Source organism: Amycolatopsis sp. NPDC104819, from assembly GCF_055583145.1.
On record NZ_JBVJON010000001.1, the window covers coordinates 486,146 to 495,499 of the forward strand.

9 protein-coding genes are annotated in these 9,354 nt (G+C 72.7%); 6 read left to right on the forward strand and 3 right to left on the reverse strand.

What is annotated here, in order from left to right; translation table 11 throughout:
• The first annotated feature begins 86 nt into the window (after positions 1-86).
• Positions 87-707, forward strand: coding sequence for a hypothetical protein (locus ACZ63E_RS02405; protein ID WP_465333662.1), 621 nt, complete (start codon positions 87-89; stop codon positions 705-707).
• Here ACZ63E_RS02405 and ACZ63E_RS02410 read toward each other — a convergent pair.
• From ACZ63E_RS02410 to ACZ63E_RS02420, 3 genes are read right to left on the reverse strand one after another with little or no spacing between them, the layout of a single operon-like run.
• Complete coding sequence (locus tag ACZ63E_RS02410) at positions 696-1,694, reverse strand: lactonase family protein (RefSeq protein ID WP_465333663.1); 999 nt, start codon at positions 1,692-1,694, stop codon at positions 696-698. The genes ACZ63E_RS02405 and ACZ63E_RS02410 overlap by 12 nt on opposite strands.
• Positions 1,687-2,304 (reverse strand): bifunctional 4-hydroxy-2-oxoglutarate aldolase/2-dehydro-3-deoxy-phosphogluconate aldolase, encoded by a 618-nt coding sequence (locus tag ACZ63E_RS02415; protein ID WP_465333664.1) that lies wholly within the window; start codon positions 2,302-2,304, stop codon positions 1,687-1,689. Before ACZ63E_RS02415 ends, ACZ63E_RS02410 begins: the two co-directional genes overlap by 8 nt.
• A complete protein-coding gene (locus tag ACZ63E_RS02420) occupies positions 2,301-3,215 on the reverse strand; it encodes a sugar kinase (RefSeq protein WP_465333665.1) in 915 nt (304 codons plus the stop codon). Before ACZ63E_RS02420 ends, ACZ63E_RS02415 begins: the two co-directional genes overlap by 4 nt.
• A 123-nt stretch (positions 3,216-3,338) precedes the next feature.
• Here ACZ63E_RS02420 and ACZ63E_RS02425 point away from each other — a divergent pair, with 123 nt between their 5' ends.
• From ACZ63E_RS02425 to ACZ63E_RS02445, 5 genes are all read left to right on the forward strand, one after another.
• Positions 3,339-5,381 carry a DUF8189 domain-containing protein gene (locus ACZ63E_RS02425; RefSeq protein WP_465333667.1) on the forward strand — a complete coding sequence of 681 codons (2,043 nt, stop codon included), beginning with the start codon at positions 3,339-3,341 and terminating at the stop codon, positions 5,379-5,381.
• 14 nt (positions 5,382-5,395) lie between these two features.
• Entirely contained in the window at positions 5,396-6,079 is a 684-nt protein-coding gene (locus ACZ63E_RS02430) for an SDR family NAD(P)-dependent oxidoreductase (RefSeq protein ID WP_465333668.1), read from the forward strand.
• Positions 6,080-6,093: 14 nt separating this feature from the next.
• Positions 6,094-7,239 carry a galactonate dehydratase gene (gene dgoD, locus ACZ63E_RS02435; RefSeq protein ID WP_465312932.1) on the forward strand — a complete coding sequence of 382 codons (1,146 nt, stop codon included), beginning with the start codon at positions 6,094-6,096 and terminating at the stop codon, positions 7,237-7,239.
• Positions 7,233-8,087, forward strand: a complete 855-nt coding sequence (locus ACZ63E_RS02440; protein WP_465333669.1) for a DUF4380 domain-containing protein — start codon at positions 7,233-7,235, stop codon at positions 8,085-8,087. Before dgoD ends, ACZ63E_RS02440 begins: the two co-directional genes overlap by 7 nt.
• 161 nt (positions 8,088-8,248) lie before the next feature.
• Entirely contained in the window at positions 8,249-9,229 is a 981-nt protein-coding gene (locus ACZ63E_RS02445) for an N-acetylmuramoyl-L-alanine amidase (protein WP_465333671.1), read from the forward strand.
• Positions 9,230-9,354 lie beyond the last annotated feature (125 nt).

Here is a 9,354-nt window from a genome sequence, read left to right on the forward strand (position 1 = left end):
TCGTCAGGACGGTGATTCTGCTGGAGCCAGGGGGGCTTGCCGCAAGCCCGGGGGTGCGCTATACGTTGAGTACGAGGGAGGTCGTGGTGTCCGCAGTGGACTGGCACGCCGTTCCCGGACCACCCGGCTGGTACGAGCCGGACAGCGTCGGGCCCGCGTTGCGCGACCTGGCGGCGGCCACGTCGGTGCTCGAGGCCTCGGCGCCCAGCTCGGTGCTGGCCAACACCGGGCTCCTCCACGAGCACAGCGGCACGGTCTACCCCGCGGCGGTGTTCGCGGCGCCGGCCCTGCTGGACATCGTCGAACACGGGCACCCGGTCGTCCGGGTGATCGCCGCGGACCTGCTGACACACGCCATGGAGCTCCGCCCGTCCGAAGACCACCCGCGCGTCGCCGCGGCTCCCCTCTGCTGCGGGGTCGCGGCGCAGGTCCGGGCCCGCCGGCCCGCGCTCACCGGGTGGCCCGTGCTCCGGAAGGAGGCGGACCGGCACTGGCGGTTCGACGTCCGGGAGGTCCTGGCCGACGGCGCCGACACGGTCGCGTTCGGCACCCTGGGCGGCCGGCTTCCGCCCGGCGTCCACAGCGCCGGGCGGCACGGCGGCGCACCGGTGGCCGTCCGCCTGGAGGACGGCGACCTGCGTGTGCTCGGCGCCGTCGTGGAAGCCGGCGAGCTGCTCTTCCCCGCGGAATGCGGCTCAGGGCAGTGAGACCGGCAGGACAAACGTCGGCGAGCCCGTCGGGAAACGGCGCAGCTCCGCGTCACCCGACGCCGTCAGCGTGAACGCCGTGACCGCGTCCTCCGACTGGGCCGCCACGTAACAAGTCCCGTCCACCAGGGCGAAGTGCCGCGGGTTCGCGCCACACGGCTGGTCCGCCACGGCCACCGCGTCGTCGAGGGCGAACTCCGTCACGCAGTCCGGACCACGGTTCGACACGTACAGGCGCGTCTCGGTCAGCTCCAGGTGGGCCACCAGGTTGGGCGTCACGGAAGAAAGCGTCGACGGCGTCACCGACACCACCTCGAACGCGCCCGGCGACGTCTCCCGGACGGTCACGAGCGTCCCGGCCAGCTCGCCGACCACGTACGCCAGGTCGGTGCCCGGCCGCCGGACCAGCTGGCGCGGGCCCGTGCCCGGCGGCAGGGAGGACACCGCCAGCGGCTCGAGGGAGCCGTCGGATCGGAGCGTGTAGCTGCGGATCTCGTCCGTGCCCAGGTCGACCGCGCTCACGATGCCGTCGCCGGCGACCGCCATGTGGACGTGCGCCGCCTCCTGACGGTCCGCGTCCGGGCCGGTGCCGGTGTGCTGGACCAGCGCCGTCCGCGCCTCGATCGAGCCCGACGAGGACAGTGAGAACACCGCCAGGCTGCCGCCGGTGTAGTTGGCGCACAGCAGGAACCGGCCGTCCGGGGTCACCGCCAGGTGACACGGGTGCGCGCCGCCCGTCTCGGCCGTGCCCAGCACCGAAAGCGCACCCGAGCCGTCGAAGGAGAGCGCCGTCACCGCGCCGGTGGCCGTCTCGTTTGCCGCGTACAGCACCGGCAGCGACGGGTGCCGCGTCAGCCACGACGGTGACTCCATCGGCAGCGAGGCGATCTCCGTCAGCTCGCCCGAAGCCGACCGCGAGAACGTCGTGATCCCGGTGCCGTTCCCCGCTTCTCCGGTGTAGCACCCGACGAAGACCAGCTCAGCCATGCGCGCTCCTCAGCAGCTTCTCGACCCGGGCGGAGATCTCCGCGGTGGTGCCGCGGGTCAGCGCCGAGCCGATCCCGCAAGCGACCGCGCCCGCCGAGAGCCAGCGTGGCACGTCTTCGGGCGCGATGCCGCCGGTGGGTACCAGCGGCGCCTGCGGCAGCGCCGCCCGGACGTCCTTCACCCAGGACGGGCTCAGCGCGGAAGCCGGGAACACCTTCACCGCGTCGGCGCCTTCTTCCAGCGCGTGGACGATCTCGGTCACCGAACCGGCGCCCGGGAAGGCCGCCGCGCCGTACCGGTGAGCGGTGCGGATCACCGCGCTGTCCACCGACGGTGACACGAGGAACCGCGCGCCCGCGCGGATCGCGAGGACCGCCGACGCTTCGTCGAGCACCGTGCCGGCCCCGATCGTCGCGTCCGGATAGGCCGCGGTGAGCCCCGAGATCGCGTCCAGCGCGCCGGGGTTGGTCAGCGGCAGCTCGATCGAGCGCAGCCCGGCTTCGAGCGCCGCGCGGGCCGCCTCCACCGCGGACTCCGCGTCGTGCGTGCGCACGATCCCGACCACGCCCTGACGCAGCGCGTTCGCCGTGATCTCCCAGCGATAGGTCATCGGTCCACCTCCGTGCCGATCAGTGCCTTGGTGAGTTCCCCGCGGTCCGGAAGGCCTTCGAGGTCGGTCCGCGTGCCGACGACCAGCGCCGCGCAGGCCGCGCCCGCGCGCAGCGCCTCGGCCGGCTCGGCGCCGCGCAGCCACGCCGAGAGGTATCCGGACGTCAGCGCGTCACCCGCGCCGACCGGGTCGACGACCCGCGTGACCAGGCTCGGCTGCGACCACGAGCCGTCCGCGGTCACGGCCCGCGCGACCTTGTCCCGCTGCTTGACGACAACCGTCTGCGCCCGGCCCGCGAGCAGCGCGTCCGGCGTCTGCCCGAGCAGCTCGAGCTCGTCCTCGCCGGCGAAGACGAGATCCGCCCTGGTCAGCAACGGCCCGACGGTCTCGCGCCACCGGTCCGGCTTGCCGAGCTTCACCCGGACGTTCGGGTCGAAGGACACCCACGCGCCCGAAGCTCGTGCGAGCGTGAAGAGCGCTTCGACGGCTTCGCGTGCTCCGTCCGACAGCATCGCCGTGATGCCGGAGACGTGCACGAGCCGCGCGCCGTCGAGACCCGCTTCGCGGACGAAGGCGGCGGAGAGGCGCGAAGCCGCGGAGCCGCTTCGGTGGTACTCGACGGTCCCGGTGTCCCGGATCAGGAAGCCGGTGTACGCGTCCGGATCAACCTCGACGCGCGAGACGTCGACGTCGTTCGCACGCAGGGTCGCGAGCACGTGCGCGCCGGACGGGTCGTCGCCGACCCGGCTCAGCCAGCGGACGCGGTGCCCGAGCCGCGCCAGGCCGACCGCGACGTTCGTCTCGGCGCCGGCGACGGACGAGGTGAAGGTGTGCGCGCGTCGCAGCGCGACGCCGGGCTCGGCGAGCAGCAGCCGCATCGCCTCGCCGAGAGTGACGACTTCGGTGTTCATCGGGGAGAGCATAGCGCGTGAAATCTTAATTTAGGATTTATTCTTGACGGAGGATCGCGCTCCCCGGCATGCTGCTCCCGGCTCGGCTCGACGCTGTTTCATCGGAGAAGGGTGTCCGGCAACATGCTCAAGAGATCCCTAGCGGTCGTAGCGGCGGCGGCAGCCGCGCTCACCGCCATCGCGATCCCCGCACAGGCAACACCGGCCGTGGACCAAGGCGCGCCCGACTACTACGACAGCGGGGTCGCGAAGACCCCGTACATGGGCTGGAACACCTACTACGGCCTCGGCGCGCCCAGCGAGGCGTCGGTGAAGTCCGTCGCGGACTTCCTCGTCTCCAGCGGCCTGCGCGACGCCGGCTACCGGTACGTCTGGATCGACGGCGGCTGGACCGCCCCGGACCCGCGCGACGCGCACGGCAACCTCCTCGCGGACAGCGCGAAGTTCCCCAGCGGACTGTCCACTTTGGTCAACTACTTGCACGGCAAGGGACTCAAGGCCGGCATCTACACCGACGCGGGCGCCTCCGACGGCAAGAACTGCGCGGCCGGCTCCGGCGGCCACTACGAGCAGGACACCAAGCGCTTCGCGAGCTGGAAGTTCGACGCCGTCAAGGTCGACTTCCTCTGCGGCATCGCCCAGGACCTCAAGCCCGCCGACGCGTTCACGCAGTTCAGCAAGGCCCTCGCCAAGGCGGGCCGGCCGATGGTGCTGAACGTCTGCAACCCGGTCACCGACGAGTGGGGCACCCCGCACGGACCCGACCAGGTCGCCGGCATCGCCTACAGCTACGGCCCGCTGGTCGCCGACTCCTGGCGCACCAGCACGGACATCGCGTTCGGCACGCCGTACGAGGGGATCTGGAAGGACGTCCTGCGCAACATGGACGCCAACGCCGCGCACCCCGAGGCGAACGGGCCGGGGCACTACAACGACCCCGACTACCTGATCCCGATGCGCAAGACCGAGCAGGGCACCTACGAGCTCAACGAGGAGGAGTCGACCACCCAGCTCGTCATGTGGGCGGAGATGGCCTCCCCGCTGATCATCGGCTCGGACCCGCGCACGCTCCCGGCGTCGATGATCGGCACGTTGAAGAACCCGGAGATCGTGGGGGTCAACCAGGACCGCCTCGGCACCCAGGGTGTCCGCGTCGCGACGACCGGCACCACCGACACCTACAGCAAGGTCCTCTCCCGCGACGGCGACCGCGCCGTGGTGCTGCTCAACCGCGGTGAGGCGCCGACGCAGATGACGCTGAACCTCGCCGACGCCGGGCTCAAGGGCCGGGTGTCCGTCCGGGACCTGCGCGCCCGCGCCGACCGCGGCACCGCGACCGGCTCGTACACCGTCACTGTGCCCGCGCACGGCACGGCTTTCCTCCGCCTGCACGGCACCGACCTCGTCCCGGGTGACGACCTCGGCGGCACCGCGTCCGCCAGCCCGGCGATCGTCCGCACCGGCGGCAAGACGGTGACGTTCTTCCGCGACCAGAACGGCTCCCTGCAGGTCAAGGGCCTCGACGGGCCGCGTCAGGTCGGCGGCAAGTTCCTCGGCCAGCCCGCCGCGGTCGCCACGTCCACCGGCATCGACGTCTACGTCCGCGGGCTCGACAACGCCCTCTACCAGCGGAGCTACTCGAAGCGCTGGAGCGACTGGAAGCGGCTCGGCGGCACGCTCACCGACTCGCCGTCCGTGACCACCGACGGGACGGTCTTCGCGCGCGGCGCCGACGGCCAGGTCTGGCAGCGGACCAGCGCCGGTCAGTGGTCCGGTCTCGGCGCGCCCGGTGGCAAGTCGATCTACGGCCGGCCCGGCGCGGCGACGTCCACCGGCGGCACGGTCGTCGCGGTCCGCACGGCGGACGACAGCGTCTGGGCCCGTACGAAGACCGGCGACACCTGGTCGGACTGGACGGGCATCGGCGGCACGGTCAGCAGCAGCCCCACACTGGTCGCCGTCGGCGCGAAGGTCGCGCTCACCGCGTCCGCGAGCGACTACTCGCTGTGGGCCAACGACTGGTCCGGCTCCTGGGAGGGCTGGTTCAAGCGGCCGGAGTACCCGAGCGGGAGCATCGTGGGAACCCTCGGCGCCGCGTCCGACGGCGCGTCGCTGTGGTTCGCCGCCCGCGGACCGGACGACCATGTCCACCTAGCGAAGTTCTGACGAAGGAGCAGGCGATGTCCACGCGTACGGCGGTGGTGACCGGAGCGGCGTCCGGGATCGGGCTGGCAACGGCCCGGAAGCTGCTCGACGACGGCTACCGCGTGCTCGGCGTGGACATCGCCGAACTCCCCGACGGCGTCGTCCCGATCCGGGGCGACGTCGCCGACGAGGCGACCTGGGCGGACATCGGTGCGGTGGACGCCCTGGTCGGCAACGCCTACGTGCCCAGCACCGGGCCACTGCACGAGCTCGGCCTCGACGGGTGGCGCCGCCAGCTCGACGTCAACCTCACCGGCACCTACCTCGCTCTGAAGGCCTGCCTGCCCTCGCTGCGGACCCGCGGCGGCGCGGTCGTGCTCGTCTCCTCGGTGCACGCGCACTTCGGCCTGCCGGGCCACCCCGCGTACGCCGCGAGCAAGGGCGCGCAGGTCGCGCTGGCCCGGCAGCTGGCCGTGGAGTACGCCCCCGACGTGCGGGTCAACTCCGTGCTGCCCGGGCCGGTGCTCACCGAGGCCTGGAACCGCATCTCGCCGGAGGACCGCGAACGCAGCGCCCGCGCGACGCCGGTGGGGCGCCTCGGGCGGCCGTCCGAGGTCGCGGACGTGATCGCCTTCCTGCTTTCGGACGCTGCGTCGTTCGTCACCGGGGCCGAGCTGACCGTCGACGGTGGCTGGTCCGCCGCCAAGGATTCCGCGTAGATGGGGGACAACGGGTGAAGATCACCGGCATTGAAACGTTTCTGGTCGCGCCGCGCTGGCTGTTCCTCAAGGTCAGCACCGACGAGGGGATCAGCGGCTGGGGCGAGCCCGTGGTCGAGGGCCGCGCGGAGACCGTGCGCGCCGCCGTGCACGAGATGTCCGAGCTGCTCATCGGCCAGGACCCGCTGCGCATCGAGGACCACTGGCAGGTGCTGCGCCGCGGCGGCTTCTACCGCGGCGGCCCGGTGCTCTCCAGCGCGCTGTCCGGCTTCGACCACGCGCTGTGGGACATCGCCGGCAAGGTCCGCAACGCGCCGGTGCACGAGCTGCTCGGCGGCCCGGTCCGCGACCGCGTCCGCGTCTACAGCTGGGTCGGCGGCGACCGCCCGGCCGGCATCCGCGAGGCCGTCACCGCGCAGGTCGAGGCCGGGTTCACGGCGGTGAAGATGAACGTCGCCGGACCGCTGACGGCGATCGCGTCCCCCGCCGAGGCCGAGGCGGCGGTGGCCCGCGCGTGGGAAGCCCGTGAGGCGCTCGGCCCGCACCGCGACCTCGCGATCGACTTCCACGGCCGCGTCTCACCCGCGATGGCCCGCCGCCTGGTCAAGCTCCTCGAAGACGTCCAGCCGATGTTCGTCGAGGAGCCGATCCTCCCGGAGACCCAAGGCGACGCGCTGCGCAAGGTCGTCGAGGCGTCCACCGTGCCGGTCGCGGTCGGCGAGCGGCTCTACTCGCGCTGGGAGTTCAAGCCGGTGCTCGACGCCGGGGTCGCCGTCCTGCAGCCGGACCCGTCCCACGCCGGCGGCATCTCCGAGCTGCGGCGCATCGGCGCGCTGGCCGAGATGTACGGCGCGTCGCTGGCGCCGCACTGCCCGCTCGGCCCGATCTCGCTGGCCGCGTCCCTGCAGGTCGCGTTCGCCACGCCGAACTTCCTGATCCAGGAGCAGAGCGTCGGCATGCATTACCACGAGGGCCAGGAGCACCAGTACCTCGTGGACTCCTCGATCTTCGCGTTCCGGGACGGGTACGCGGCCCGCCCGCTCGGGCCCGGCCTCGGCATCGAGGTCGACGAGGCCGCCGTCCGCCGCGCCGACGAGATCGGCCACGCGTGGCGCTCGCCGGTCTGGCGCCACGACGACGGCGGTCTCGCCGAATGGTGACCTGGCTGGAGCGCGGCGACCTGCGGCTCGGCCTGGTCCCGGAGCTGGGCGGCCGCCTGTTGTCGGTGCGGTACCAGGGCCGCGAGCTGCTGTGGCGGAACCCGGCCCTGCTCGGCGACGACCTGCGCGGCGCCTACGCCCCCAACTCCGGCCGGATGGGCGACTGGGTCAACTACGGCGGCGACAAGACGTGGCCCGCCCCGCAGGGCTGGGACGGCCCCGGCCAGTGGCCCGGCCCGCCCGACCCGGTGCTCGACTCGGGCCCGTACACCGCCGTGGCCGACGGCGACACGGTGACCATGACCAGCGCACCGGACCCGCGAACCGGCCTGCGGCTGACCCGCGCCGTCACGATCCTCGACGACGGGTACGAGCTGCGGCTGTCCGCGGAGAACACCAGCCCACACCCGGTCCGCTGGGCCCTGTGGAACGTCACCCAGCTGCCCGGCGGCGGAACCGTGACCGCCGGCCTCCGGCGGCCCGACGTCGTCGCGCTGGTCGCCGGAACCGGCACCCCGGAGTACACAGTGGACGGTGACCGCCTGGTCGTGCCGCCCCAGGACGTCGTCGGCAAGCTGGGCGTCCCGGGAACGGCGGGCTGGGTGACGTACGGGCCGCTGACGCTCGCGTTCGACGTCGACCCCGCGGGTGAGTACCCGGACGAGGGCTCGCCGCTCGAGATCTGGCTGGAGCACCCGCTTCCCGAGCCGCTGGCGTCGCTCGGCGACCTCGACCCGCCGGCGCGGATCGTCGAGCTGGAGGTCCTCGGCCCGCTGACGACGCTCGCGCCCGGCGCGGTCACGAGCTTGCCGATCCGCGCCACGGTGGGCCCGTTTCTGGTTTCATGACGCGTGACCTTCACAGGCAGAACCCTTGTCGCGGCGGCGTTCGCGCTGGCGATCGCGGCCACGGTCCCAGCCACCGCGCACGCGGCTGACACTCCGGCCCCTGGACTGCCGGTTCGTCCCGGCGGCCTGTCATCCGGTCGTCCGACGGCCAGGTCACGCAGATGGTGCAGACCAAGGACATCGCGTACCACGCCGCCAACTGGACGATGAACGAGCACTCGATCGGCATCGAGCACGAGGGCATCGCCGCGCAGGGCGGCACCTGGTACACCGAGCAGATGTACCGCGCTTCCGCGGACCTGGTGCGCTACCTAGCGGCGAAGTACCAGATCCCGCTGGACCGCCAGCACATCCTGGGGCACGAAGACGTCTCGCGGGAACGCACGCTGAACTTCTCGGCCGCGCACTGGGACCCGGGCCCGTACTGGGACTGGGCGCACTACATGGACCTGCTCGGCGCGCCGATCCGGGCCACCGGCGGACCGGCGAGCCAGGCCGTCACGATCAACCCGGACTACACGACCAACCAGCCCGCGATGACCAGCTGCGACAAGACCGGCGTCTGCACGCCGCTGCCCGCCCACGGCGCGAACTTCGTCCCCCTGCACACCGCGCCGGACGCGAACTCACCGCTGGTCACCGACCCGGTGGTGCACCAGGACGGCTCATCCGGCACAACGGCGATCGACGACTGGGGCGACAAGGCCGTCGCCGGCCGGACGTACGCGCTCGCCGGCCAGCAGGGTGACTGGACCGCCATCTGGTACGGCGGCCAGGAGGCCTGGTTCGCCAACCCGGGCCACTGCGTGGCGGTGCCCGCCCGAGCCGAGCGGGTGACCGCGCCCACCGGCGTCACGTCGGTGCCGCTGTACGGCCGCGCCTTCCCGGAGCAGCCGGAATACCCGGCGGAGATCCCGTTCAGCTCGCTGTGGACGGTCGCGCCGATCCCCTGGACGCTCCCGGCGGGCCAGAGCTACGTCGTGACCGGCACGTTCCAGGCGGAGAACTACTACGCCCGCTTCGACCCGGCGAACGTGCCCGCCAACCACACGCTCGTGACCGGCGCCACGAAGTACGTCCAGCTCTCCTACAATCACCGGGTCGTCTACGCGAAGGCGTCCGACGTCCGGGTCCTGCCGTAGTACCCGCTGGTGGGGGGGGGGGGGGGGGGAGGGAGGGGCGGGGGGGGGGGGGGGTTGCGGTGGGGAAAGAGGGCACTCTGGAAAGGCTCGCATCCTAGCTCGCTCCGCATGGGGGTATGTAGGCT